Source organism: Cohnella nanjingensis (genome assembly GCF_014212125.1).
Classification (GTDB): Bacteria; Bacillota; Bacilli; order Paenibacillales; family Paenibacillaceae; genus Cohnella; species Cohnella nanjingensis.
Window position 1 is genome coordinate 182,999 of record NZ_JACJVP010000011.1, and the last position, 25,668, is coordinate 208,666.

21 protein-coding genes and 1 pseudogene are annotated in these 25,668 nt (G+C 55.5%); 16 read left to right on the forward strand and 6 right to left on the reverse strand.

Going from position 1 to position 25,668, the window contains the following annotated elements; genetic code table 11:
* Positions 1-13 precede the first annotated feature (13 nt).
* Positions 14-1,054, reverse strand: a complete 1,041-nt coding sequence (locus tag H7C19_RS08740) for a GntR family transcriptional regulator (protein ID WP_185142257.1) — start codon at positions 1,052-1,054, stop codon at positions 14-16.
* Positions 1,055-1,138: 84 nt separating this feature from the next.
* On the reverse strand, positions 1,139-1,936 hold the full coding sequence (locus tag H7C19_RS08745) for a phytanoyl-CoA dioxygenase family protein (RefSeq protein ID WP_185142258.1): 798 nt from the start codon (positions 1,934-1,936) through the stop codon (positions 1,139-1,141).
* A 409-nt stretch (positions 1,937-2,345) separates the two neighbouring features.
* Here H7C19_RS08745 and H7C19_RS08750 point away from each other — a divergent pair, with 409 nt between their 5' ends.
* The 8 genes and pseudogenes from H7C19_RS08750 to H7C19_RS08785 all read left to right on the forward strand — a co-directional run bounded on the left by H7C19_RS08750 (position 2,346) and on the right by H7C19_RS08785 (position 10,421).
* Positions 2,346-3,140 carry an SDR family NAD(P)-dependent oxidoreductase gene (locus H7C19_RS08750; protein ID WP_185142259.1) on the forward strand — a complete coding sequence of 265 codons (795 nt, stop codon included), beginning with the start codon at positions 2,346-2,348 and terminating at the stop codon, positions 3,138-3,140.
* A 20-nt stretch (positions 3,141-3,160) separates the two neighbouring features.
* A complete protein-coding gene (locus H7C19_RS08755; RefSeq protein ID WP_185142260.1) occupies positions 3,161-4,441 on the forward strand; it encodes a dihydrolipoamide acetyltransferase family protein in 1,281 nt (426 codons plus the stop codon).
* A 15-nt stretch (positions 4,442-4,456) separates the two neighbouring features.
* Complete coding sequence (locus H7C19_RS08760) at positions 4,457-5,476, forward strand: thiamine pyrophosphate-dependent dehydrogenase E1 component subunit alpha (protein ID WP_246469378.1); 1,020 nt, start codon at positions 4,457-4,459, stop codon at positions 5,474-5,476.
* 1 nt (position 5,477) lies between these two features.
* Positions 5,478-6,467, forward strand: a complete 990-nt coding sequence (locus H7C19_RS08765) for an alpha-ketoacid dehydrogenase subunit beta (protein ID WP_185142261.1) — start codon at positions 5,478-5,480, stop codon at positions 6,465-6,467.
* Complete coding sequence (locus H7C19_RS08770; protein WP_185142262.1) at positions 6,464-7,435, forward strand: C-terminal binding protein; 972 nt, start codon at positions 6,464-6,466, stop codon at positions 7,433-7,435. Before H7C19_RS08765 ends, H7C19_RS08770 begins: the two co-directional genes overlap by 4 nt.
* A gap of 3 nt (positions 7,436-7,438) precedes the next feature.
* Positions 7,439-8,860, forward strand: a complete 1,422-nt coding sequence (gene lpdA / locus H7C19_RS08775; protein ID WP_185142263.1) for a dihydrolipoyl dehydrogenase — start codon at positions 7,439-7,441, stop codon at positions 8,858-8,860.
* Between the two features lie 23 nt (positions 8,861-8,883).
* Positions 8,884-9,502 (forward strand): annotated as a pseudogene (locus H7C19_RS08780) (Ldh family oxidoreductase).
* A 40-nt stretch (positions 9,503-9,542) separates the two neighbouring features.
* Entirely contained in the window at positions 9,543-10,421 is an 879-nt protein-coding gene (locus H7C19_RS08785; RefSeq protein WP_185142264.1) for a fumarylacetoacetate hydrolase family protein, read from the forward strand.
* A gap of 201 nt (positions 10,422-10,622) precedes the next feature.
* Here the strand turns inward: H7C19_RS08785 and H7C19_RS08790 are convergent, their stop codons facing one another.
* Together H7C19_RS08790 and H7C19_RS08795 are read right to left on the reverse strand one after the other, a co-directional pair.
* A complete protein-coding gene (locus H7C19_RS08790; RefSeq protein WP_185142265.1) occupies positions 10,623-11,384 on the reverse strand; it encodes an SDR family NAD(P)-dependent oxidoreductase in 762 nt (253 codons plus the stop codon).
* 69 nt (positions 11,385-11,453) lie between these two features.
* On the reverse strand, positions 11,454-12,242 hold the full coding sequence (locus H7C19_RS08795) for an MBL fold metallo-hydrolase (protein ID WP_185142266.1): 789 nt from the start codon (positions 12,240-12,242) through the stop codon (positions 11,454-11,456).
* 219 nt (positions 12,243-12,461) lie between these two features.
* On the opposite strand from H7C19_RS08795, the gene H7C19_RS08800 reads away from it, so the two are divergent.
* Genes H7C19_RS08800 through H7C19_RS08815 form a run of 4 tightly spaced genes read left to right on the forward strand, consistent with a single transcriptional unit; the run spans position 12,462 to position 16,112 of the window.
* Positions 12,462-13,313, forward strand: coding sequence for a dihydrodipicolinate synthase family protein (locus H7C19_RS08800; protein ID WP_185142267.1), 852 nt, complete (start codon positions 12,462-12,464; stop codon positions 13,311-13,313).
* A gap of 40 nt (positions 13,314-13,353) precedes the next feature.
* Positions 13,354-14,313: an alpha/beta fold hydrolase gene (locus H7C19_RS08805; protein WP_185142268.1), complete on the forward strand. Its 960-nt coding sequence runs from the start codon at positions 13,354-13,356 to the stop codon at positions 14,311-14,313.
* A 29-nt stretch (positions 14,314-14,342) separates the two neighbouring features.
* The gene (locus H7C19_RS08810) at positions 14,343-15,290 is read left to right on the forward strand and encodes a hypothetical protein (protein ID WP_185142269.1); all 948 of its coding nucleotides are present in this window, start codon (positions 14,343-14,345) and stop codon (positions 15,288-15,290) included.
* A 27-nt stretch (positions 15,291-15,317) separates the two neighbouring features.
* Positions 15,318-16,112 carry an SDR family NAD(P)-dependent oxidoreductase gene (locus tag H7C19_RS08815; protein ID WP_185142270.1) on the forward strand — a complete coding sequence of 265 codons (795 nt, stop codon included), beginning with the start codon at positions 15,318-15,320 and terminating at the stop codon, positions 16,110-16,112.
* Between the two features lie 63 nt (positions 16,113-16,175).
* Here the strand turns inward: H7C19_RS08815 and H7C19_RS08820 are convergent, their stop codons facing one another.
* Positions 16,176-16,865: a GntR family transcriptional regulator gene (locus H7C19_RS08820; RefSeq protein WP_185142271.1), complete on the reverse strand. Its 690-nt coding sequence runs from the start codon at positions 16,863-16,865 to the stop codon at positions 16,176-16,178.
* A 189-nt stretch (positions 16,866-17,054) separates the two neighbouring features.
* Here H7C19_RS08820 and H7C19_RS08825 point away from each other — a divergent pair, with 189 nt between their 5' ends.
* Both H7C19_RS08825 and H7C19_RS08830 read left to right on the forward strand, forming a co-directional pair.
* Complete coding sequence (locus H7C19_RS08825) at positions 17,055-19,460, forward strand: GH36 C-terminal domain-containing protein (protein WP_185142272.1); 2,406 nt, start codon at positions 17,055-17,057, stop codon at positions 19,458-19,460.
* Positions 19,461-19,517: 57 nt separating this feature from the next.
* Entirely contained in the window at positions 19,518-19,820 is a 303-nt protein-coding gene (locus H7C19_RS08830) for a hypothetical protein (RefSeq protein ID WP_185142273.1), read from the forward strand.
* A gap of 335 nt (positions 19,821-20,155) precedes the next feature.
* On the opposite strand, the gene H7C19_RS08835 is transcribed toward H7C19_RS08830, so the two are convergent.
* Complete coding sequence (locus H7C19_RS08835) at positions 20,156-23,182, reverse strand: hypothetical protein (protein WP_185142274.1); 3,027 nt, start codon at positions 23,180-23,182, stop codon at positions 20,156-20,158.
* A 607-nt stretch (positions 23,183-23,789) separates the two neighbouring features.
* On the opposite strand from H7C19_RS08835, the gene H7C19_RS08840 reads away from it, so the two are divergent.
* Both H7C19_RS08840 and H7C19_RS08845 read left to right on the forward strand, forming a co-directional pair.
* On the forward strand, positions 23,790-24,062 hold the full coding sequence (locus H7C19_RS08840; protein ID WP_185142275.1) for a transposase: 273 nt from the start codon (positions 23,790-23,792) through the stop codon (positions 24,060-24,062).
* Positions 24,063-24,636: 574 nt separating this feature from the next.
* Positions 24,637-25,449, forward strand: a complete 813-nt coding sequence (locus tag H7C19_RS08845) for a pyruvate, water dikinase regulatory protein (RefSeq protein WP_221469120.1) — start codon at positions 24,637-24,639, stop codon at positions 25,447-25,449.
* The last annotated feature ends 219 nt before the right edge of the window (positions 25,450-25,668 follow it).

The window sequence follows — 25,668 nt, forward strand, 5'->3', positions numbered from 1 at the left end:
ATCCCCCTGATCGTTATTGCGGTCCGTTTCCTTTGACGTGGAGAACCTCGCCCTGAACCGGGTAGCGGCCAGGCAGCCATAGCTCTCCTTGATTGTTTTGCGCGATTAGCCTTTGGTACGTTTTTTCCGCCATCTCTCTCATCGGCTGCTGATAGACGATCATCGGATACTTGGCCATTTCCGGAAGGAAGTCGATGACGGTCAGAGCGATATCCTGCCACCCGAACGATTCCAAACACCGGGCAGCCGCCAGTCCGACGGGACCGTTGCAGCACAATAGATTCGCGGGCAGCACGCCTTCTTCCCGAAGCCGCAGCAGCAGCGCGGTCGTCTCCCGCTCGACATCTCCGCCCCAAGGAATTCGGAACCTCCGGCCTTTTCCGCCGCTAGCTTCCTGAAAAGCCTGGTCTCTTTGCAGCTCGCTCGGCAGATTCAAGCCCTCATAACCGATATAGATGATTTCGCCCTCGAAGCCGGACCTAAGCTGCCCGTAAAGCTCCGTAACCGCGTGACGGTTGTCCAGTCCGACCGAATCGGCAACGTTCGTCTCGAACAATTGATCGAAGAGCACCAGGTTCATGCCGATCGAACGCAGCCGATTCAACAGTTCGAAATCGATATGCTCCGTCTGCGGCCATAATACGACGTTCCTGATGTTTTTCTTAATGAAGCGGTAATAAAGCTCATGCGAGGCGAAAGCCTGTCCTTGAAAATCTTGCTTAAACAAGACAAGCGAACCGTTCTCTTCCGCCACTCTTTCGAAATGCTCCATGAACGAAGCGAAGAAAGGATTGTGCACGGCCGCCACCAAGGCAATGATTTCAAGCGAACTTGTGAAGGCCCCCTTGCGAAACGAGACGACCGTTCCTTGCCCTTGTACGCTCGTTACCAGCCCTTCCTTCTTCATCTCCTCAAGCGCTTTGCGCACGGTGACTCGGCTCAGCTCGTATGTTTGACACAGCGCCTGCTCCGTCGGGAGGACATCGCCGCTCTTGTAGGTCCCGTTCAAAATCTGTTTCACGATCTCGTCTTTAAGCGTTAAGTACAAGGACATCCCGCTTCGCCCCCGCCTTTCTCGATTTAAGCGTACAGCTAACATTGGAGCACAAAACGGGATGGCTTGCAACGAGGGGTATTACTACTTCACCTCGTCCGTGCTGGCGATATGCTGGTCGGACGGTAGGCGGGCGAACTTTTCCGTCGGGATCGCTCCTTGCGGATTGTAGTTGAACTCGTCCGACCCGCGAACCAGATACGCTTTGAACTGCGGAGCTTTGGACAGGTCGCATCTTACATTCGTGCCGGAATAACGAATGGTCACCCCGTTTCGCCAGCGGGTGGAATGGTTCGCCGGGGAACCGTGAACGATCGCATCGTCATGAAGCGATATTTGTCCCGCTTTGAGCACGAGCGATTTCGCATCCGTTTCGTAAAACGTTCCCTCCTCAAGCTCCAGCGTCAGAACCGAGTCTCCGGACACGCTTCTGTGCTTGATCAGTCCGTCTTTGTGGCTTTTCGGAATGACCTGCATCGCTCCGTTCTCTTCGTCCACGTCCGTGAAAGCGAGCCATACCGTCACGGAGTTGTGCGGATGCAGCGGCCAGTAATAAGCGTCCTGGTGCCATGCGACCGTATCTTTGGAACCCGGGGCTTTAGCGAAAAATTGAGAGCCCCACATGTAAAAGTTCGGCCCCAAAATGCCTTCGACGTAATCGAGAATTTTCGGGTTCGTACAGACGTCGTACAACCATTTGCTGGACATATGCCATTCCCGGATGGCCGACATTTTCTCGCCGGGCTCAAGCAACTGGGCTAATTGCTTCAGATTAGCGTTGAGCTGTTCCACTTCCGGCTCGCTGAACACCGGCGCAAGTCCGATCACGTACCCGTTTTCGTGGTACGAGCTTTTTTGTTCTTCCGTCAAAATGTTTCTCATCCTGGCAACCCCTTTTGAATAAATTTGTATTATTAAATAATACAAATTTAAAATATGCTATTTCAAGGATTACGTCAACCCAAAAGGGGCTGTCTCAAACCGGCATTGCCTAGCGACGCCACCATGAATGAAAATGTACGAGACCTGTGAATCTGCGTACTCCATAATGGAGTTGCAGGTCACAGGCGTTTGTATTTTTGGTAGGACATACTCTGGATCTCAAACCAGCGACCTCGGCTGGCGCTTTTTTGTATACATAAAATTAAATTTGAAATCTTTTTATAAAGTTATGAAAACAAATAACCATATATTGTTGACATATTTAAGGAGGGGTTATAAAATCGAATAAAGATAGGCTTCCAAACTGGCGAATAACGTTCCGTATCTCTGCGAAAAAGTGGGTGTATTCATGCAATTGCTTGCCAATAAAGTCGCATTCGTAACTGGTGGAGGGAACGGAATCGGCAAAGCGATATCGGTCGCTCTCGCCCGAGAAGGAGCGGTTGTCGGCATCGCCGATCTGGACGTCGCCTCCGCCGCATCCGTCAGGGATGAAATTAGGGAAGAGGGCGGAAGGTGCCTCGTCTTTCAGGCGAACGTCACGAACCGGGAAGAAATCGAGCGGTGTATCGGGGAGATGATAACCGAGTACGGCACCATCGATATTCTGATCAACAACGTAGGTGGCACGATCCGCAAGCCGATGATCGAGTTCTCGGAGGAGGAATGGGACAGCATCATAGACATTAATCTGAAGAGCACGTTTCTGTGCTCGAGAATCGCGGGCAAAGTGATGCTGAAGCAGAAGTCGGGTGTCGTCATCAATATTTCATCCATCCACAGCCTGGGCGGCATTCCGAGGCGAAGCCCGTATGCGACGGCCAAATCGGCCATCAACAGCTTCACCCGGACGATCGCTTGCGAATGGGCGGCCGACGGCGTGAGGATGAATGCCGTCGTACCCGGATATATCCTGACGGACGGGCTGGATTACGCCTTCAAGGAGGGAAGCTTGAACCGGCAGGACATGGAGAGAAGAACGCCGCAGGGCAAGCTCGGCACCCCGCAGGACATAGCGGACGCCGTCGTATTCCTGGCATCCGACAAGGCCAGGTACATTACCGGAACGACGCTGTACGTTGACGGAGGGTATTCCGCTTACCATGCGCCGGAAATCGCGACTTCGTTGACGCACAACATTTAATCGAATTATCGGAGGCAGCTATGGCTACCAATATTGTCATACCTTCGCTCGGGTTAACGATGGAAGAGGGAATCATCGTAGAGTGGCTCGCAAAGGACGGAGAACGGGTTGAAAAAGAAGAAGCCGTCCTGCTCATCGAGACGGACAAAGCGACGGCGGAAGTCGTCGCACCGGCGACCGGCATTCTCGGCGGCATCGTGGCGCAAGTCGGCGAGGCGTTTCCAGTCGGGGTGAAAGTGGCGACCATCTATGCGACTCATGAGGAGTACGAGGCTGACCACAATACGGAGACGAGCCGCGGCTCTACGGAAGGAGAGACGCCGGCTGCTGAGGTTCCAGCGATTGAACAGCCGGCCGATCCGATTCGGCTTGAGCCGCGGATGCCCGCCCCTCCTTCGGAGCGTGAGGTACGGATCAAAGCGTCGCCCGCCGCGAAGAAGCTGGCCGGGGAGCTGGGCATTCCGCTCGCGGATGTCGCCGGCACCGGGCCGGGAGGGCGGATACTCGAGTCGAACGTCGCCCTTCATGCGAAGGGGGCGACGGACGAAACGCCGCCGCATCCGAAGTCTGCGTTCCCTGTGGCCGCGCCGACGGCAGCGCCTCGGGCCGAGCCGCAAGCCGTTTCCGCGATGCGCAAGACGATCGCCCGCAGAATGGTGCAATCGAAGCTCGAGACCGCACCGGTTACGATCTTCATGGAGGCAAGAATGGACGAAGCGATAAACCTGCGCGAGCGGCTGAACGACGGTTTGCGGGAGCAGGGCGGCAGCCTGAAGCTGACGTACGACGCGATTTTTGCGAAAACGGTTGCGCTTGCGATGAAGAACCATCCGCACATGCAGGCGCAATGGGTCGATGACAAGCTGATCTACCCCGGAGGCGTGCACGTCGGAGTCGCGGTGTCGCTGCCTGACGGTCTCGTCGTGCCCGTCGTCCGAGATGCGGACAGCCGTTCGCTCATGGCGATCGCCGCCGACATATCGCGGCTTGCGCTGGAGGCGCGGGCGGGCAAGCTGAAGCCGGACGACATGAGGGGCGGTACGGTGACGATTTCCAATCTCGGCATGTATCCGGTCACAGGCTTCACGCCGGTCATAAATTTGCCGGAAGCCTGCATACTCGGCATCGGCAGCGTTCAAGAGAAGGCTATTGCAGTCGACGGCGCCTTGACGATCGGCCGAGTTGCCGTGCTGAGTCTGACGTTCGATCATCGGGTAACCGACGGGGCGCCGGCGGCCGCTTTCTTGACGGAGTTCAAATCCATCGTGGAGCGGCCCTATCGGCTGTTCCTAGAACACTAATCGAGGGGGAGCGTTATGTCCAAGGCCAACTATTATTTGCAAACGCCTAGAAAACACGAGGTCACAAGCTTCGACCGAGAGCTCGTGCTGGGTTTCTTGAAGGAGATGGTGCGAATCCGGGAATTCGAGTCGAGGGCCGAGGAGCAGACGCTGGCGGGCAACGTCGTGGGCGGCATTCATCTGGCGATAGGTCACGAAGCGGTCGCCGTCGGTGTCATGCAGGCGCTTCGCCGCGAAGATTACGTTACGGGACCGCACCGGGGACATCATCTCGTGCTGGCCAAAGGCTCCGACATGAAGAACGTCATGGCCGAGTTGTTAGGCAAGGCGACCGGCATTTCGGGCGGGCGCGGCGGCTCCATGCATATGGCGGATGCCGAGACGGGACTGCTCGGCGTCAACGGCATCGTAGGCGCTTCGATCGTCATCGCGACGGGCGCCGCGTTCTCGGCGAAATATTTGGGCCAGGACCGCGTCGCGGTCGCTTTCTTCGGGGACGGGGGCTCGAACAAGGGGCAGTTTCACGAAAGCTTGAACATGGCTTCGATTCTCGACTTGCCCGCCATCTACGTATGCGAGAACAACGAATTCGCAGTCGAGACGGCCGTATCGTATTCTACGGGCGTCGATAACATCGCCGAACGCGGCTCGAGCTACCGGATGCCGGGTATCATCGTCGACGGACTGGATGTGCTCGACGTCTACGTCGCAGCGAAGGAGGCCCGCCAGCGCGCGGTGCAGGACAGCCGTCCGACGCTTATCGAAGCGAAGACGTATCGATTCAAGGGACACTCCATCGGCGACAAGGAGGACTATCGGACCAAAGAGGAAGTACAGGAGCGGATGAAGAGCGATCCGATCTTCAAGCTGAAGCATCGGCTCGAGGAAGCCGGGTGGCTGAGCGAGCAACAATGGAACGAGCTCAAGTCCGAAGTCGACCGGGAAGTGGAGACCGCCGTCCAGTTCGCGTTGAACAGCCCGCTTCCGAGCGCTGCGACCGCTTTACACCACGTTTATGCGAAGGAGATGTTCTGACATGCGCGAAATCACGTTTGCCAGCGCGTTCGCGGAAGCGGTGCACGAGGAGATGGATCGGGATCCGACGATCTTCGTGTTGGGCACGGACATCCGCATCCGAGGGGGACACTTCGGTCAGCTCAAGGATATCGGCCAGACGTTCGGGCCGAAGCGGGTCGTCGACTCGCCGATTTCCGAAGCCGCGATGGTCGGATTGTCTCTCGGCGCGGCCATGACCGGTCTGCGTCCGATCTGCGACTTGAACTTTGAGGACTTCTATTTGGGCGCGATGGACGAGGTCGTGAATCAGATCGCCAAAGTCCGCTACAAATTCAACGGGCAATTCAAATGTCCGCTTGTCATCCGCGCGTCCAGCGGCGCCGCGAGGGCGACCGGGCCGCAGCATTCCCAGATGCTCGAAGCGTGGTTCGCGCACGTGCCCGGGCTGATCGTCGTCGCCCCGTCGACGGCGGAGGATGCCAAAGGCATGCTGAAGACTGCGCTTCGAGGCGAGGACCCGGTGATTTTCTCCTTCCATAAAATGCTTGGCAATATGAAGGGCCCGGTCCCGGACGGGGACTACACGACGCCGTTCGGCCAGGCGAACATCGTGAAGCCGGGGACGGACGTGACGATCGCGGCGTATTCGATCATGGTGCCCAAGTCGCTTCAGGCGGCTCGGGAGCTAGAGAAGGAAGGCATCTCCGCCGAAGTGGTCGACCTCCGCACGATTGTGCCTCTTGACGTAAACACGGTCGCCGAATCGGTCAAGAAGACGAAGCGGCTCGTCATCGCCCACGAGGCATACAAGTTCGGCGGTATGGGCGCGGAGATCGCCGCCCAGATCGGCGAAGCGGTATTCGATTACCTCGATGCGCCGATCGTGCGCGTCGGCAGCAAGCATGCGGCCATTCCGGTATCTCCGGTGCTCCAGGAGCAGATTACGCCGGGCAAGGCCGAAGTCGTCGCCGCCGTGCAATCCGTCATGGAAGGAGTCGTGAGGGTATGACCTATCGTATCGCTTACGTAAACGTAGGCTTTCTCGATACGCTGATCGAAGATCGGATCGCCGCCGAAGCCGGGATGAGGATCGACTACTTCAACGGCATGGATACGAAGGAGCTTCCGCAGCAGGTGAAGGACGCCGACGCCGTTATCGTAACGCTGGAGAAGTTTACCGACGACTTGATGAGCCGGATTCCGAATCTGAAGGTGATCGGCCGGATGGGCGTCGGCACCGACAGCCTCGATATCGAGGCGGCAACCCGCAGGGGCATCCCGATCATCAACATCCCCGACTACTGCATCGAGGAGGTCGCCCTGCAGGCGGTCAGCCTGATGCTCGCCGCGCATCGCAAAGTCGTTCCCGCCAACAAGCTCGTCTCGGAACGCCGTTGGGGCATGGACGGCATACGCCCGATTCATGCGCTGTCCGGGCTGACGCTCGGCCTGCTCGGCATGGGCCGCATCGGCGTCAAAGTGATCGAGTATATGCGCGCCATGGTAGGTGCAATCGCCGTATACGATCCTTATTTGACGCCGGACAAGGCGCCCCCCGGCGTGAAGCTCGTTTCCCTTGAGGAGCTGCTGTCCGAGTCGGATATGATTAGCGTGCATTGCCCGCTCTCCCCTGAAACCCGCTATCTCATCAACCGGGAAAACATCGCGAAGATGGAGAAGAAACCGATCGTCGTCAATGTCTCGCGCGGTCCGATCATCCATGAGGAAGATTTGCTCGAAGGACTGAACAGCGGGCAAGTTCGTTACGCGGCGCTCGACGTGCTCGAGCAGGAGCCGCCGGAGCCCAGCCATCCTCTGCTCGACCACCCGAATGCGCTGATCACGAGCCATATCGCCTGGTATTCCGAGGAAGCACAGGTGAGGATGCGCGAGCTGAGCATCCGGCGGGTCATCGATTACTTGGAGGGCCGCAGCGTGCCTACGATCGTCAATCCGCAAGCGGTCGGGGCCAGGTAAGCCATGACGACGGAGGAGACGTTATACGACGTCGTTCTGCTGGGAGGCGGAACCGGGGGGTACGTGTCCGCCATCCGCGCCGCCCAGCTTGGGCTCAAGGTCGCCGTTGTGGAGCGGCACAAGGTGGGCGGGACCTGCCTGCACAAAGGCTGCATGCCGAGCAAGGCGTTGCTGCGAACGGCAGAAGTATACGCGCTGGCGAAGAGAGCGGATGAGTTCGGCGTCGAGACCGTCGGGCTGTCCGTCAGTTGGTCCAAGGCGCTTGCCCGAAAGGACGATATTGTTCAGACGCTGCATGCAGGCGTTCAGGGGTTGCTGAGGAAAAACAAGGTGACGGTCGTCGAAGGAAGCGGAAGGCTGGCGGAACCTAGCGGCGGCAGCATCGAACACGGCTGTTATTGGACGGTCGAGACCGAGGGACGCGCCGTCCGGGCGAGGAATGTGGTGCTGTCCACGGGAAGCCGTCCGGCAACGATGGGTTTGCCGCTGGACGAACGAACGATCATGACGTCCGATCAGGCGCTCGAGCGAGCAGCGCTGCCGAAGTCCGTCCTGATCGTCGGCGGCGGCAGCATCGGTCTCGAGTGGGCGTCCCTCTACGCGGATTGCGGCGCGGAGGTGACGATCGTCGAAGCGCTGCCTAGGCTGATGGCGCTTGAAGAAGAGGACGTCAGCGAGGAAATCCGCAAGTTGTTCGTCCGCAAAGGCATACGGGTGCTGACATCGACGAAGGTGGATGTCGCCGGCGTCATGGGGTCCCGCAGCAACGTCATCGTTCCGGTAACCAAGGAGAACGGCAGCCGGACGACGCTGATGGCAGAAGCGTTGCTGCTGTCCGTCGGGCGGCTGCCGAACGTCGAGGACATCGGCATCGACGGTCTGCCGATCGAGCGAAGCGGCCCTTATCTGAAGGTGAACGGTTATCAGGAGACGGGAGTGCCCGGGTTGTACGCCATCGGCGACATCTGCGGCGGCGGGCTCGCGCACGTCGCGGCCGAGCAAGGCATCATCGCCGCGGAGCGGATCGCCGGACTCGAGCCGAAACCGTACGATTCGAACGTCATTCCGAAGTGCACGTACACGCGGCCGGAGATCGCCAGCGTCGGCTTGACCGAGCAGGCGGCGCGTGAAGCAGGCTTCGACGTGCAAGCGGGCAAGTTCCCGTTCCGCGCGATCGGTAAATCCTTGATCTACGGGGAATACGAAGGGTTCGCCAAGCTTGTCGTCGATCGGAGCGACGGCAAGGTGCTCGGCGCTCATCTGATCGGGCCGCACGCGACGGATTTGATCGCCGAACCCGGCTTGCTCGTGGCGGGCGGCATGAACTTGTCGGAGCTGGTCCATGCGACGCACGCGCACCCGACGCTGGCGGAGGCGTTCAAGGAAGCGGGCCTCGCGGTCATGGGCAGAGCGATTCATTATTAACGCAAAGGAAGGCGGCCCGGCAAATGAAAATCGTATCCTATCAGGAGTTGAAGGAGCGCTGTATCCGCAAGTTCGAAACGGCCGGCGTACCGGCCGAGGAGGCGGGCATCGCGGCCGACGTGCTCGTTCATGCCAACCTGCGCGGCGTAGATTCCCATGGCACCATGCGCATGGAGCATTACATCAACAAGATCAACGCGGGAGGCATCAACGCCAAGCCGTCGTTGCGTACGACGGAAACGGGACCCGTCACGGCGATCGTCGACGGGAACGACGGGCTCGGCCACGTCGTATTTCGGCGGCGCCAAAGGGTTCGGGATGGCCTTCGTCGTGGACGTGTTCTCTTCTTTGCTGATGGGCGCGGCGTTCGGTCCCCATGTGAGCGTGATGTACGGCGGGGATGATGCGGAGCATCGCAAGCTCGGCCAGTTTTTCTGCGCGATCAACCCGGCTAATTTTACTGATCGGGAACGGTTCTGCGAACAGATGGATCAATTGATCGACGAACTGCACGCCGTGGAACCGGCGGAAGGGTTCGAACGCGTTCTCGTTCCGGGAGAGCCGGAGACGCGGCATCAGCAGCTCCGGCTCGAATCCGGCATCCCGCTCACGGCGGAAGTTCACCGATACTTGTTCGGATAAGACGCTGAGCCGATAACGAAGCGAAAGGAAGAATCTCGCGATGCAACTGATCAATTTTAAATGGCGGAACGAATTCGCGCTGGGGATTAGAACGGAGGAAGGCATCGCCGTCGTTTCCGAGCTGGCCGCCGCCGCGGGAGCAAGCGGGGTGCCGGTCACGATGTCCGAAGCGCTGCGGAAAGGCGGAGAGGCGATCGACGCCGTTCGGCGGCTATGGGAGGCGACTCCCAAGCATCGCGTGGCGTACGTGCCGGAGGATGGCATTCTGTATGGGCCGTGCAATCCGCAGCCGGGCAAGATCGTCTGCGTCGGCCTGAACTACCGGAGGCACGCCGAGGAGACGAATTCGCCGATTCCGGAATATCCGGTGCTGTTCAGCAAATTCGAGAATACAATCGCCGCCCATGATGAAGACGTACCGCTGCCGCAATCTCACATGGTCGACTACGAGGCGGAGCTGGCGATGGTCATCGGCCGCACGGCTAAAGATGTCGGCGAGGACGAAGCGCTCGAATACGTCGCCGGTTACTGCGTCGCGGACGATCTGTCGGCCCGGGATTTGCAGGGCCGGACGTCCCAGTGGCTCGTCGGCAAAAGCTGCGACAGGTTCTGTCCCGTCGGCCCGTACCTCGTCACCGCCGACGAAGTCGGGGATCCGAACCGGCTCGGTATCTCTCTTCGCGTGAACGGCGAAATCCGCCAGCAATCGAACACGCAGGACATGATCTTCGACTGCAAGAAGATCGTAAGTTACGTGTCGCGCTATATGACGCTAAAGCCGGGAGACATGATCCTAACCGGCACGCCGGAAGGCGTGATCGTCGGTTATCCGCCGGAGAAGCGCGTCTGGCTCAAGAGCGGCGACACCGTTACCGTCGAGATCGAGAAGCTTGGCCGGCTGACCAATACATTAGTCTAAGGGGGCGTCCGGGATGAACGCCTTGGCGAAGCACGCGCCCCTTGGCCGACAAGCAGGAGGCGTTTCGGGACGCCGGGGAGGAGGGAGAGGCTGACCGGCCAGGCACAACAATCCTCATAACGAACCGCAACGTCCAAAAAAAGACTTTCGCAACCCGGCCAGGCGAACGCCGGGATGCGAAAGTCTTTTCTATTCCTTATTTTATTGAAGGAAAAATCGCGTGCTGGAGCCGCCGTCGACGGTCAGAATCTGGCCGGTGACGAAGTCGGCGTCTGCGCTGGCGAAGAAGGAGACGACCGGCGCGACGTCCTCCGGGTAGCCGATCCGGCCGAGAGGAATTTGGCGGCCAACCGCGTCCTTGTCGTGGTTCGGGTCTTCGGTGAACTTCTCGACTTCCGTCGCGCCCGGGGCGACCGCGTTGACGGTAATGTTGTACTTGGCCAGATCGAGAGCAAGCTGCCTTGTCATCGCGTTCATGCCGCCCTTAGTAGAAGCGTACGCTGCATATCGCGGCATCGTCAGGCTGCCGTGAACGGAGCTGATGTTAATGATCTTGCCTCGGCCGAGCTTCAACATCTCCCTGGCGCACGCTTGGGAGCAGAAGAAAGCGCCTTTCAGGTTGGTGTCGAGCACGCGATCCCAGAACGATTCCGTCACGTCGAAGAAGTCGATCATCGGATCGATCGCCGCGTTGTTGACCAGAATGTCCACGCGGCCGAAGAGCTCGACCGTCTTGGCGACCATGTCTTCGATCTGCCCGACGCTCGACACGTCCGCTTTGACCGCGACGGCTTGGCGTCCGAGCTTCGCGATCTCCCGGACGATGTCGCTGGCGCCCTGCTCGCTGTTCGCATAATTGACGACGACGTTTGCGCCGCATTCGGCCAGGCGGTATGCGATCCGCTTGCCGATGCCGCGGCCGCTTCCCGTGACGATCGCGACTTTGCCGTTAAGGTCGTGCATGAAACTATCCCCTTTGCATGAATGGATGGGAGCAAGCGCAGTCGAACGGATGCCGATATTCGCGCCGCCTTACTCCAGAACGTAAATTTCCCCTTGCGTCAGCAGCAGTACGTCCGTCTCCGGCGCCCGAGTTTCGGCTAAACGCAGAAATTCGAGCACGTCGCCGCCAGAATTGCCGGGAAGCATCCAGAAATGGCACGGAATGGCCTTCTTCGGCGCGACGAGCGCGACGGTATCGGCGGCTTCCGCTTCGTTCATGTTGCCGAACTTGCCGTTGATCGGAAGGATAAGCAGGTTGATGTCGAATCGGCGGTTCAGTTTCGCCCATTCCTCAGCGTTGAAGCATGTGTCGCCCATATGGCAGATCGTTCGGCCGCTCGCGCGAATGATGAAGCCGACGGCGTCCGGGGCCAGCTCTCCGTGATCGGCGAAGATGGCTTCGAACCGCCAGCCGCCGGCGGACGCTTCGTCTCCGATGCGCAACGGATGGCAACGATCTCCGCCGATGCCCAGCTCGCCGAGCTGATTGACGACCGAAGACGGGGCGAAGAACGGGAACGCCGTGTCGCGCATCGCTCGAATGCCGATCGGATCGAAATGATCTTCGTGCGGATGTGTGATCAGGTAGGCGGACAAGCCGATCTCGTCGACCTCCTCGGGTTCGACTAGGCAGGGCATAAGCCTCTTGAACGAATAGCCGATCGTTTGCTCGCAATAGTCGGAGAAGTAAGGGTCGATAATCGCGAAGGTTCCGTCGTCGGCTTTCAGAATAAACCCGGCTTGACCGAGCGAACAGATGGCCATCTGCCCCCTCGCAAGCTCTTTCGTTCGCAATTGCTCCACGATCGATGTTCTCATGGCACCCTCCTTTAATAGCGCTTGCAACCGATTGATAATTTTTATTGTAAGATGTGTCGGTAATACTGTCAACAAAATTAATTATGTGTAAACAAATTAGAAAGGGCTCGAATTTTTGTTGATCAAGAAAAATAAATGTAAACATATAATTAATATTTGTTGACAATAATCACGCTGTTGTTAAAATGAAGATAGATTCCGAGAAAGAGGGTTTGGCGGATGACCGATAAACATCGCAAATTGGAAGGGGTTATCGTTCCGCTCGCCGTGCCGCTTCAAGCGGACGGAGACATCGACTGCGACGGCGTGGCTAAGCTGGCGCGCTGGCTCGTCGACAATGGGGCGGACGGCTTGTTCGTGGCCGGCACGACGGGAAGGTTCTCGCATTTCTCGCCGCGGCAGAACGCGGAAGCGTGCTCGGCTGTCAAGGAAGCGGTCGGCGATCGGGCGACGATCTACGGAGGCGCTTGCGACAGCGGCCTGTTCCGGATGTTGGACAACGCAGAGTCGCTGAAGCTGGCCGGAGCGGATATCGCGGTGGTCACCGGGCCGTACTACTTGTCCTACACGACGGCAGAGAGCGAAGACGTACTGCGGCATGTAGCCGAACGTTCCCCGCTTCCCGTCGTCTATTACAACATTCCCGAGTTCGTGCGCTACGGCTTGCGTCCGGAATTTCTGGAGGAGATGGCCGAACATCCGAACGTGGCCGGCTATAAGGACTCGACGGGCGATCTCGCGCACCACCTGGACGTGCTGCGGCGGACGAAGGGAAAGGCGTTCGATGTGCTGATCGGCAAGGAGATGCTGCTCGCCGACGCGTTCAAGGAAGGGGCGACGGGACTTGTTCTGTCGTTCACGAACTTGAATCCGCAGCTGTACGCCGAATTCGTCGCGGCGGCGAAAGCGGGCAATTGGCCGCGCGTCGACGAGCTGCAAGCGGACATCGCCCGAATCGTAGAAGCTTACTTGGCCTACGGACGTCAACAGCCTCATGCGGTGTTCTCCAACCTCATGAACTATTTCGAGGGTGAATTCGAAAGAGTCGGGTTCCGGTTCAAACTAGTCTAACTGCCATATTGCAGATGTCCTAATTGGGAGGGATTCCATCATGCCGTTAATCGATATGCCATTAAGCGAATTGCAGACGTACGGAGGCATCAGCCCGCGTCCCGTCGACTTCGACGACTACTGGGAGCGCGCACTTGCCGAGATGAGGTCGGTCGAACCGGCCGTCGAATTGATCGAAAGCGATTTCAAGCATCCGGCCGTCGATTGCTTCGACCTGTATTACACCGGAGTCCGCAACGCGAGAATCCATGCCAAGTATCTCCGGCCGAAAGCCGCGCCTGCGCCGCATCCGGCGGTCGTCCTGCTGCACGGATATGCCCAAAATTCCGGCGATTGGAGCGAGAAGCTGGCATTCGCCTCGATGGGCTATTCGGTCGTCGCGATGGATTGCCGCGGGCAAGGCGGCCTCTCCGAGGATCCTGGCGGGGTTAAAGGGACGACGCATCACGGCCACATTATTCGCGGACTGGACGATGAGCCGGGCCATTTGCTGTTCCGCCACATCTTCCTCGACGCAGCGCAGCTGGCCGGCATCGTCATGGGCATGCCCGAAGTCGACCCCGACCGCGTCGGCGTCACCGGTTGGTCGCAGGGCGGAGGGCTGACGCTCGCCTGCGCGGCGCTCGAGCCGAGACTGAAGAAAGCCGCTCCCGTCTATCCGTTTCTGTGCGATTATCGCCGGGTATGGGAGATGGACCTTGCGAAGGACGCCTACAGGGAGCTTAGCAACTACTTTCGCAACCACGATCCGCGCCATGAGAGGGAGGACGAGATTTTCGCCAAGCTCGGCTATATCGACGTACAGTTCCTCGCGCCCCGGATTAGCGCGGAAGTGCTGCTTGGCGTCGGCCTGATGGACACGGTATGTCCGCCTTCGACGCAGTTCGCGGCGTATAACAAAATTACCGCGCCCAAACGTACGGTCGTCTACCCGGATTTCGCGCACGAAAGATTGCCGGACATGCACGATCTGATCGTGGGGTTCATGGCAGACCTGTAATCGCGGCCAAAACGGAAAGGAGGCTAGGCTTGCAAATCTACCGTTCCTGCTATAAAGACATCGACGCCGTTACGATCGAGAACGATGCGCTTAGCGCGCAATTTCTGCCTGACTACGGAGGCAAGATGGCTTCCTTCGCGAGCAAGGCGACACGCCGCGAATTTCTCGTGCAAGCCGGCAACGAGCGCTATCGCGCGCTCGAATACGACGGCGATTACGTCGCATCGGAATGCAGCGGTTTCGACGACATGTTCCCGACGATCGACCGGTGCCCTTATCCGGATGTTCCGTGGCGAGGCGTCGTCATTCCCGATCACGGCGAAGTATGCGGGCTGAAGTGGGAGCAGCGGATCGAAAATGGCGGAGAGGCGTTGCTCATGTTCGTGCATGGCGTGCGGTTTCCGTACCGGCTGGAGAAGAGAATCGCCTTCGTCGGCGAGCGGACGCTCGGCATCGACTACCGTGCCGTAAATTTGAGCGGCTTCGACATGCACTTCTTGTGGGCGGCCCATCCGATGATCGCAGCCGAGCCGGGCGGTACGATCGAAACGCCGTTCACGGGGGAGCGGGACGTCGCGATGATGTTCTCGACCGATGCGAAGCATGGGCAAACCGCGGATTGGCCGGCGGTGCTCGACGACACCGAAGGCGCGGCGTACAAGTTTTATTTTCGCGATCGGGTGCCCGTCGGACGTTGCGCGTATCGGTATCCTTCGGGAGAGGCGCTTGTTCTGGAATATTCCGCGGGTACGGTTCCTTATCTCGGCATCTGGGTGAACAACGGCAGCTTCAAGGGCTACCGCAACGTCGCCTTCGAGATGTGCACGGGGGCGATGGATCGGCCGGACGCCGCGATCGCGGCGGGGCAAAGCAGCGTCTTGCCCGCGAACGGAGAATACCGTTGGCATCTGCGGCTGAGCGAGGAAATCGACGGCGGGCTGACGCTTGGATTCGGCGCGACTCGCCCGCACTTATAATCGAGACAGAGAAAGGATGGAAAGCGGATGCGAATGCTGGAGGACAGAGTGGCGCTCGTCACCGGCGGCGGGAACGGCATCGGCCGAGCGATTGCGTTCGCGCTCGCCGAGGAAGGCGCAATCGTCGTTATCGCGGACATCGACATGACCGCCGCGGAGAACGTCGCCGATCGCATACGGCAGAATGGGAGCGACGGAATGGCGATCGAAGCGAACGTCGTCCGCAAAGTCGACATCGACCGGATGCTCGAGGCTGTGGCAGCTGCTTACGGCAGGCTGGACATTCTCGTCAATAACGTCGGGGGAACGATTCGGAAGCCGATGATCGAATTTACCGAGGACGAGTGGGACGAAGTGATCGACATCAACCTGAAGAGCACGTTTCTCTGCTCCCAAGCCGCCGGCAAAATGATGCTGAAGCGCAAGTCCGGCGCCATCGTCAACATTTCCTCCATTCACGGATTGGGCGGCATCCCGAGAAGGAGCCCGTATGCGACGGCGAAGGCGGCTATCAACAGCTTCACGCGCACGATCGGCTGCGAATGGGCGGCGGACGGCGTTCGGATGAACGCGATCGTACCCGGTTATATTTTGACCGAAGGTCTCGACTACGCCTTTAATCACGGCATTCTGAACCGGGAAGACATGGTGAGAAGAACGCCGCAAGGGAGGCTCGGCACACCCGAGGACGTCGCGGACGCGGTCGTGTTCCTTGTTTCCGACAAAGCCAAGTACATTACCGGAACGTCCGTTTACGTCGATGGAGGGTATTCGGCTTATCACGCTCCGGAAATCCATACGTCCATCTCGCACGACGCTTAATCGCCCTAACCAACGAAGAAGCGGAATCCCTTAAAGGAGGCATTCCGCTTCTAGACGCGGCGCTTAGCTCTTTAGCCGATCTTTCAGCTTCTTGATGACGAGCTCTTTGGCGTCGTTGATATGATCGGTAATCGTCTGAATGACCGCCGGATTGCGTTGAATGATCAGATCGGACAGCGCCTTGTGCGTCTTGAAATATTCGAAAAAATCGGTGTAGAACGTATTGTTCGAAATCGTCAACACCGCATACAGCGTATTGGCCATCAAGTTCCACGCCTGAAGAATCGCCTGGTTCTCGCTCATGATCATGATGCTGCGATGGAACTGGATGTCTACGGTCGAGAACGTTGCGGTCAAGTCTTCAATTTTGTTGGCGTTATTTATTTCGCGGATTTGGTCGACGACGGACAGAATCGGGAAGTAGTCGACCATCTCGTTGGCGATGATGAGCTCAAGCGCTCTCTTCTCGAGCATGAGCCGCAAGTCGAAGATGTCTTCGGCTGCTTTGACGGAGAAGCCCGTCACGATCGTGCGCCCATTCGGCAGCGACTTGACGAGTCCTTCCTGCTCAAGATTTTGCAAGGCGGTGCGGATTGGCCCGCGGCTGACGCCGAGGTCCTGCGCGAGCTGGTTCTCGACGAGGTAGGAGTCGGGTTCAAACACTCCGAGCAGAATGTCCATGCGCAATTTATGAATGACATCCTTCGTATGCTGGGTCCGGGCGAAAGGGTCGGTAGGGAGCTTCTTTAACATCGATAGTTCTCGTCTCCTTATTGAACGATTTCTTAAATTATAAGACAACGGCCGTTATCTTGACAACAAAAATGCGATAATGAAACTTCATAAGAAATTGTGTTAACAATAATACGTCTCCTCATACAATTCTTCTCGAAATCGTGAACCATATTTGGACTATTCATATGACGAAACGGGTGGGATCCGATGATAACCTACGAAAGCTCTTGGACAGCCTCTGCGGGCTACAGTACAACGACACAAGGCGCGAACGAGTGGTATTACCAGCAGCGGCCGATCGGCGGCGGTGCCTATACGAACCTGACGTTTGCCGGCGGGGCGTGGCGGAGCGGATCGGGCAACTGGATTAAGCCAAGCAGCATGCATCCGGATAACAGCTACGACGCGGTCCGCAAATGGGTCGCTCCGCAATCCGGCGTCGTCAGCATCAAAGGCAATGTGCGCAAGATCGACACTGGAGGCGGCAACGGTATCGTCGCCAGCGTGCTTCGCAATTCGAACGTGCTATGGGAGAAAACGGTCGCCTACAACGATGCCGCGGGTTATTGGACCGACGCCGAGCTTGGCAACGTGCCGGTGACGGCAGGCGACGCGCTTTATTTTATCGTGGGGAATAACGGAGATTGGGCTTACGACGAAACAGGGTGGGATCCGACGGTGACTTATGTGAGCACGGCGCCGGAATGGGCCCTTAGCACGGACGACACGTCATTGACGTTGACGGTTCGCGATAGCCGACCGGCCATCATCGGGCTGTCGAATCCGGAGCAGGGATGGAACTGGACGCCTTCGGCTTCCCTTGTTCCGCTGCTCGATAAAGTGACTGTCAGCGAAACGGCTTACCATCCGAACTGGACGTATACGGGAGCGACGGTCGATACGACTTCCGGCATGAAGGTGACGCTCGCGTTCCAGAGCACGACGCCGAACTTGACGCTGACGCAAGTCTGGCGGGCGCGGCCCGGCGTCGGCCCGGTCGAGATGAGCACGGCGGTGACGAACAATACGGGCGGCAGCGTTACCTACAACCATCAGGACATCGTCTCCGCGGAGCTGAACGCCGTGTCGGACAGTCCGGCGACGATATGGCGGTTCAACCGTTCCAGCTATAACAACGGACGGGACCCTAACTTCGACACCGGCGTGTTCAAGGACTTGCTCGGTACGAACGCGAACATGCGGACGACGATCGGCAACGATTATAACCCTAGCAATTACCAGCTACCGTTCGAAATGCTCGACGTGAACGGCGCGCACGGCCTATACATGGGATACGTCTGGGACTTCGGCCGAATCTCCAACACGACCGGCTCCGATGCGAAGGCGAGCCGTAACCGCTTCTATCTCGGCGATTCCGGGTCGTTCTCCGTGGCGAACGGCGGGACGCTCAACATTCCCGGCATGTTCTACGGCACGTACAAGGGCGATACGGACGACGGCAGCAATAAGATGAAAAAATGGTTCTGGAATTACAAAGTGCCGTCCAGTCTGCGCAGCAACGAGAACGAGCCGCTCGTCGAATTCAGCGTGGACGCCTATGACGAGGCGAGCATTACCAGCTTCCTGAGTTCTTTCCCGCTGTCCACTTGGGGGGTCGAGCTGCTGAAGGAGGACGCGTGGTGGACGTCCGACGTCAACACGGATCCGTTCTTCGGCTGGGCGTGGTCGCCGGCGCCTAATCAATGGCCGAACGGGATGACGCTGGGGACGATCGCCCACAACAACGGCCTCCAGCTTTCGCTGTATATGGGTAACCGCTACGACCATGCGGACTTGTCGACCCAAGCCGGGCGGGACGCCCAGAAGCATGCGCTGCTGACGCGCTACGACGACTGGCACTACGACTATTGGCGGTCGGATATGGAAACCGAGCCTACGAACGATTACTTGAGCCACGAGGGGTTCCTCGAGGTGCTCGACTATATGATTGCGAACCGGCCCAGCTTCCGTTGGGAGAACTGCAGTGCCGGCGGCTCAAAAAAATCGTTCGACCTGCTTCAGCGGCAAACGGTCATGACGCTCGAGGATTCCGGCGCCGGCTCCAACGATTCCGTTCTGAACTACCGCAAAGCCGTCTATGCGAACTCCTATATGATCAATTCCGTGCAGATGAAGGACGACAACGGCTACTTCTCGACGAATACGAACGCTTGGGCGAAGTACATGTTCCGCAGCGGCTTCCTCGGCGCCTGGATGTACGGCAGTGACGGTCCGTCCAACGTCCCGCACCAATCCCAGTACCAATCGCACGTTGCGCTGTACAAGACGAAGCAGCGTCCAATTCTTCGCGGCGCGGACGTATATCACGTGCTGCCGATGCCGGACGGTACAAACTGGGACGGCCTTGAATTCTTTAACACAAGCTTGAACAAAGGCTCCGTCGTTCTGTTCAAGCCGAATTCCAACGTGACGGGTTCGCCGACGATTTATCTGAAAGGGCTCGATCCGTCCGCCACCTATACGCTTACATTCGAGGACCGTCCGTCTCTGAATAAGACGATGACGGGTGCCCAGCTGATGGCAGGCGGCGCAGGCATCTCGATTAGCGGCGCGTCGAACGACTATGATTCGGAAATCGTGTGGATTAACTAGATTGCGAGGCAAAAAATCTAGATATAACCATACACAGTCAAGGAATTGAGACGGACAATGACCAAGAACGGAAGTCAGGTACTGGACGCCGCTTGGTCAATTGCTCGTGACGTCGAAAATCGGGGCAGAGATGAAGCGTGGTTCGCGGAAGCGAAGCGGGATATCGCCGAACAGGCGGAGGTTCCGGCCATTCTGCAGGAGGCCGATTGGGAACGGTACGGCATGGACGGCGTCGGGAAGAAGCCGGAACATACCTGTTCATCGCATATATGGAGCAAGGCGACGCTCCTGCCGGCGGCCGGCTTTCTTTCCATCTGTCCGAACCCGCGGATGCTTTGCTTGGAAGCGGCGTACGCATAGCGACGCTTGGACTTGATGCAGCCGCTGAACAATGGCTGACGGACCGAAATGCGGAATGGTACGCCTATGACCGCAGCGGTCCGAACGATTGCCGCGTGATCCTACGCCGGAAGAGGCGATGGCGGCCTGTTTGAAATAGGTAACCTTAATCAAAGAATGCTTATACTATAACTCGAGCATATGTAGTTTGGACTGGCAATGTGGGACATTACAAATGCATTGTACATATTTACTTGGTCAGGCTATGGATAGATCTGCTTACCTCAATACAGAAAAAAGTTACTGCTTAAGCATTCTTCAATTGGGATGCCTAAGCAGTAACCGAGATAATCGAATCAATACGTATCTGCACCAATATCTACGATGGATGCCGTATTCCCATGATAGTCTTTCTGCTGAACGGACATACTTCCCGAGAGCGTTACGATCGACCATGGATTCGTATGGGCTTGTCCAAGGGCAGCTGAACCTGCAGTTAGGTCAAAATTCGTGAATACACTGACCTGCTGGGACGGAAGGTAGCCGCTTGGTGCGGTAAGAGAGGTCAATCCGGCACTGCCGACCACGCCGTACGTTGTTGCGTCTATTTTCTCCTGGCCGTAGCCTTGCCATGAAGACAATGAGGTCACATTGGTGTAGCTTCCATGGGTGTCATCCGTTGAGATAATCAACGTGCCACCGCTGCTATCATAGAGATTGGCGATAAACTGATTGCTGCTGTCGATGTGTGTGCCGAAGTAGTCCCACTCCATTCCGGTTGATCCGTTTGGCCGTATCATAGCAACACCGGATGTGGTCTTGAAAATGTTGTTCCATACTTTTAAGTTTTTATTATTGCCCACTTCTAAGCTGATAACGGAAGGTGTGCCTTGGGAGCCTGATTTATCTACATAAATGGTGTTGTTAAACAGCTGAATATTGTTTGTGTTCCCCCAAATACGCACAGCGCCCTGCACGGAAGTGCTAAGGTTTCCTCTTACATCGTTGTAACTGATATTATGATGAATGGCGATATCGCTCGTAGTTGTGCCTATGGCTGCGCTTGATCCCAATTGAATGGAAGGCCCGTAATTGTTATAGGTCAGATTGAAGGCAATTTCTCCATTCTTCGAATCCACATCCGCGTCGATTGCGCTGCCGTCATAATTGGTTGAAGATTTGGTGCCGTAGATTTCATTATATTGGATCTTGAAATCTCTCGTATGGCTTATGCCTATCCCTGTTGAGCCGCCTAGCGGGTTATATCCGCCATAGCCGCAGTTGTCGGCAAGAAGATTCTTCTCTATTGTGAGGCCCGTTGTATTGGTAATCTCGATCGGTTGCGACTCGGCGGCAATTCCATCGTGATAACCATAAATGTGTTTGAATTGGTTGCTGCCTATATACACATTGCTGTGCTGATTAAGCGGACCGTTCGGACCAAACGAATCATATCCGTGTACAATGACGCCGAGCAGATAAACGCTGTCAAAGAGCGAGTTCGTTACTTTCACATCATCGAATCCGTCCACGGTCGGACCCTGGTGGCTGTCGAACCAAACGCCGGATTGCGAATTTTTGAATTCACAATTATCCACGTAGATGGAGCGCCATTTGCTACCGCTTGTTCGTGTGGAATAGATCCTTAAGCCCACGCTCAAATTGACAGGCGCAAAGCTTGTGGTACCGTAATTCGTACCCGGCGTTGCGATAAGATTCAAATTTTGAACTGTGACGTACTCGGAGTTTACCAGTTGAATGATGTCCGTGATGGACTGGGCCGTGTCCGTCAGGGTAGCCTTTCCTGTACCGTAGGTGCCGATGATATCGCGGGAACCGGATGTCCCCACCATGCTGAGGTTCAATCCACCGGTAAACGTATCGCCTCCGTGGAACAAGATCTGGACGCCAGCTCCAAAGGTATTGATATTATTAAGCGGAGCAACGGTCTTCCAGGGATGCGCGGAATCTGTGCCTGAATTTCTGTCGTCACCAGCGGCGGAGATGTAGTAAGTGGTGTTTGTCGGCGCCGTACCAATATAAGTAATCGTGGGATCCCAGCCTGTCGCGTCCGCTCCATAATCAGTATTTCGATTTACGATGAAGTGAATATAATCTCCCGCCGCTACAGATACGCTGTCAAGAGCGCCGTCCATGAAAGCTCCGAGCCAGTCCCCGGCGCTGATCGTCCTGGTCCATAATGGCGTGCTGTTCTTATCAACGGTTACAACGACGCCATCGCCGCCGCTGGTGTCGATCTTGAACACCCGCCCCGTTATCTTTACGGTCCCAGTAACAGGAGCCACCCATGTTCTAACGGCATTATTGCTGTTATCCGGATGCGCGCTGTTGGTGCTGATCCAGTTCCCACCACCGCCTCTCCAGGCCCCGCTTACATACGACATATTAGAATAAGTATAGGGGCTGGCAATAAGTTGTTGTTGATAATACCACTGATTTAATCCCTGGATATTGCTATAATCCATGGATGTCATCCAGGAGCCGGGTGTCGGGGTATCGTACTTGAAGGCGTCAATGGAAGAATAATATCCGATGGATGACGCGTTCTTGGTATTGGTTACAACGATTTTGATAGTATGGCTGGCGTTTGAAAGCGTATTGTTGCCGTAGAGCACCTGCTGTTTGTCCCATGTACTCGAATACATGTCTACCGAAGCAACCTTAACCCCGTCGATGTATACGTCCGAGATGCCGCAGTCATTATGTCTCGGACCAATCCATTGGATGGAGGTCCCGGTAAACGTAAACTGGGCGTAGTTCCCGTTGGTATTGGAGTAGTGCTGGTCATTGTTGAAATACCCGGATGCTCCCGTATTATCGTAAGTCCACAAGCCCGAGTAGGCGATGGCTCCATTGGTGTCATTTCCGGTTGTCGTAGTGGTAAGAGTAACATAGGAAAACGAGTCAATGGATGAATAGTATCCCGAGGATGACGAGTTCTTGGTATTGGTCACCACGATTTTGATGGTGTGGCTGGCGTTGGTCAGCGTGTTAATACTGTAAAGCACTTGCTGTTTGAGCAATGTGCTCGAATACATGTCTACCGATGCAACCTTGATTCCATCGATGTAAACATCCGAGATGCCGCAGTCAAAATTTTTCGGGCCGATCCATTGGATAGAGGTGCCTGTAAACGTAAATTGGGCATAGTTTCCGTTTGTATTGGAATAGTGCTGGTCATTGTTGTAATACCCGGATGCTACTGTATTATCATAAGTCCACGAGCCCGAATAGGTGATGGCTCCATTAGTGTCATTCACTTGGCTAGGAGCCGCATAAACTTCACCGGCATGAGCGAACAGAAATAACATTGCGAAAAAAATGGATAACAACACGGTGAATTGAATGGCTTTCTTCTTCATTATTAGCATCTCCTTTTTCATTTGAATGTTCACCTTAAACCTATCCTGGAACAATAAGCGAAGATTGAATCCGGTATTCTTCTTTCCCTCACACATTAAAGCGCTTTCATTATGGATAATAAAGTTTTCTATCCTCCCTTCCCAATTTTTGCGTCTCAAAAGCAGTGTATACTTTATGGGGTAATTTGTAAACAATAATATTATTATGTTTACTTCATGGCCATGCACTTCGAGTTAATCTTTGGTAGTTTTCCAATCAGACTTGTATTCGGCTCTGCATAATGTGTACGATACTGGGTACGTTAGGTGAATAACTGGAAGGAAGTAAAGGACTTTTTCCTAAAATAGACGATTGTTCTATGAACTCCGATTAAAGGCCGGGACCGTCGTTCCGAGGCCACTGAAAAAGTTCACAAAGCAAAGAAGGTACAGTTCCTCTTTTTTTCAGGAGGCTGTACCTTTTTCTTGTATAATAAGAGCATTATGGTGAAAGGGTTGAAGTCCCATGTTCCAGCCCCAGGGATCTCATTTGCGTTTAGCCCCTACACGGCTCTGCGTTTGAAAAACTTGAACTTGCCGGACCTGCTCATTAAAAAGATTGCAAACGGTGCCCTCTCAAAGAAGGTTGCTGCAAAGAAGGAAAACCTATTCCGTGAGCATCAAGTCTGGAGAGCATGCCGAACAAATGGCGTTCCAAGAAAGCGAGTCCTTCAAGGAGAAAGCAAAGGAGCGCTACAAAATAGAAGCCAAGAATAGCGAACTCAAGCACAGGTACGGGTACGACGTAGCCGAATCCTCGGGCTTATTAGGCATGCAGCTTCAAGGAGCGATGGCGTTATTCGCGGTAAATCTTAAGCGAATATTGAAGATAGCTGATTAAAGTAACTGATAGAAAATACAAAAAATACGACATCTTCACCGGAAAAACCGGTTTAGGTGTCGTATTTTTAATGCCGCAGCTTCTGACATTTGAAAAAACGCAAGTAATTCAGTGGCCTCTGTCGTTCCTGACCTCTTTTTTATTTTACGGGGCGAATCGTCTGGGAGAATTGAAGGAAAAAAACGAGTTGACAAGAATCGTACATAATTGTAATCTTGACGACATAATAGTTAACAATATAAACAAAACAGTAAACGAAATTGAGTGAAATCACCGCTTTTTGTGGATATTGAAAGCGCTAACCGTTTTGGAGAGTTTAAGATCGCGACCACAGTCAACCAGTCGTCCGTCACGCCGGGCTTAATCTTCATTAGGCAGTTCCGGCCAACTAAAGGGTGACACGGAGAAACATGGAGGAGGCGGCAGCGCCTATCGGAATAATCAAAAGTAATGGAATAATAGGCAGAATCGGTTTGGCGGTTCGAGATCGGTCTTTTTTAGTTAGGGGGCTATATATTGTGCACGATATTTTTTGATTTGCTAATTGGTAGAACGTACAGGAGATGATTTCATTTTGAACGAACAAAACACGATTTTTATTTGTTCTGATTCGGTGGGGGAAACTGCAGAGACTGTCGTTCGAGCGACGGTTCGCCAATTTGATGCCGATCACACGAACATAAAGCGTTGGTCACATATCAAATCAGAAGAAGAGATCCGAACAATTATGGAAGAGGCCGCACGAATTGGCAGCTTTGTTGTATATACACTGGTGCTTCCCGAATTGAGAGAGATGATCCGTCAAGAAGCAGTTCGACTAAATGTATTTGCCGTCGATATTCTTGGGCCTATTATGGAAGCTTTTGTGAGCACCTTTAACTCTTCACCTAAACATCAACCCGGTCTTCTTCACACGATGGACAGGAAATACTTCAAAAGGATGGAAGCGATTGAGTATACTGTAAAATGCGACGATGGGCAAGATGCTGCTTCTTGGGAGAAAGCCGATCTGATTCTGCTCGGCGTATCCAGATCATCCAAGACACCGCTGAGCATCTTTTTGGCCCACAAAGGATACAAAGTAGCAAATTATCCGCTTGTTCCCGAAGTTAAACCGCCGCAATCTTTATTTCAAATGATGGACAGCAAACTGATCGGATTGACGATCACGCCAGAGAGCTTGGTTAAAATCCGAACTGAGCGCTTGAAGGCGATGGGCCTACCTTTTGACGTTATTTATTCTTCATTAATGCGTGTGGAGGAAGAACTTGAATATGCACACACAATATTCCGACAACTTGATTGTCTAGTCATCGACGTGACGGAACGTGCCATCGAAGAGACGGCCGGTATGATTTTGGCGGCACTGGATCTCAATAGGCAATAAGCATCCGGAAGTGGAGAAGGTCGAGTTTACATTCAATCCGTGGATGTACTTTTTGCGCCGCACTAACTCGGCCATTTCAGTTTAATTCTCAGGCAGCCCGATCGGGTTGCCTGCTTTTATTTTACATAGAAGCAGAGAGAGTAAAGATTACAAAATGCTTGTTGATAATCGTAATTGCATCTTTATTCTTGACAATGCCTTGAAAAGTATCTTAATATC

What these genes read in the sequence shown, in the direction of transcription:
- H7C19_RS08755 (WP_185142260.1), top strand. Translation starts at nt 3,161, where the DNA reads ATGGCTACCAATATTGTCATACCTTCGCTCGGGTTAACGATGGAAGAG.
- H7C19_RS08760 (WP_246469378.1), top strand. Translation starts at nt 4,457, where the DNA reads ATGTCCAAGGCCAACTATTATTTGCAAACGCCTAGAAAACACGAGGTC.
- H7C19_RS08830 (WP_185142273.1), top strand. Translation starts at nt 19,518, where the DNA reads ATGACCAAGAACGGAAGTCAGGTACTGGACGCCGCTTGGTCAATTGCT.
- H7C19_RS08745 (WP_185142258.1), bottom strand. Translation starts at nt 1,936, where the DNA reads ATGAGAAACATTTTGACGGAAGAACAAAAAAGCTCGTACCACGAAAAC.
- H7C19_RS08765 (WP_185142261.1), top strand. Translation starts at nt 5,478, where the DNA reads ATGCGCGAAATCACGTTTGCCAGCGCGTTCGCGGAAGCGGTGCACGAG.
- H7C19_RS08770 (WP_185142262.1), top strand. Translation starts at nt 6,464, where the DNA reads ATGACCTATCGTATCGCTTACGTAAACGTAGGCTTTCTCGATACGCTG.
- H7C19_RS08825 (WP_185142272.1), top strand. Translation starts at nt 17,055, where the DNA reads ATGATAACCTACGAAAGCTCTTGGACAGCCTCTGCGGGCTACAGTACA.
- H7C19_RS08800 (WP_185142267.1), top strand. Translation starts at nt 12,462, where the DNA reads ATGACCGATAAACATCGCAAATTGGAAGGGGTTATCGTTCCGCTCGCC.
- H7C19_RS08805 (WP_185142268.1), top strand. Translation starts at nt 13,354, where the DNA reads ATGCCGTTAATCGATATGCCATTAAGCGAATTGCAGACGTACGGAGGC.
- H7C19_RS08835 (WP_185142274.1), bottom strand. Translation starts at nt 23,182, where the DNA reads ATGAAGAAGAAAGCCATTCAATTCACCGTGTTGTTATCCATTTTTTTC.
- H7C19_RS08740 (WP_185142257.1), bottom strand. Translation starts at nt 1,054, where the DNA reads ATGTCCTTGTACTTAACGCTTAAAGACGAGATCGTGAAACAGATTTTG.
- H7C19_RS08750 (WP_185142259.1), top strand. Translation starts at nt 2,346, where the DNA reads ATGCAATTGCTTGCCAATAAAGTCGCATTCGTAACTGGTGGAGGGAAC.
- H7C19_RS08795 (WP_185142266.1), bottom strand. Translation starts at nt 12,242, where the DNA reads ATGAGAACATCGATCGTGGAGCAATTGCGAACGAAAGAGCTTGCGAGG.
- H7C19_RS08815 (WP_185142270.1), top strand. Translation starts at nt 15,318, where the DNA reads ATGCGAATGCTGGAGGACAGAGTGGCGCTCGTCACCGGCGGCGGGAAC.
- H7C19_RS08790 (WP_185142265.1), bottom strand. Translation starts at nt 11,384, where the DNA reads ATGCACGACCTTAACGGCAAAGTCGCGATCGTCACGGGAAGCGGCCGC.
- H7C19_RS08785 (WP_185142264.1), top strand. Translation starts at nt 9,543, where the DNA reads ATGCAACTGATCAATTTTAAATGGCGGAACGAATTCGCGCTGGGGATT.
- H7C19_RS08820 (WP_185142271.1), bottom strand. Translation starts at nt 16,865, where the DNA reads ATGTTAAAGAAGCTCCCTACCGACCCTTTCGCCCGGACCCAGCATACG.
- lpdA (WP_185142263.1), top strand. Translation starts at nt 7,439, where the DNA reads ATGACGACGGAGGAGACGTTATACGACGTCGTTCTGCTGGGAGGCGGA.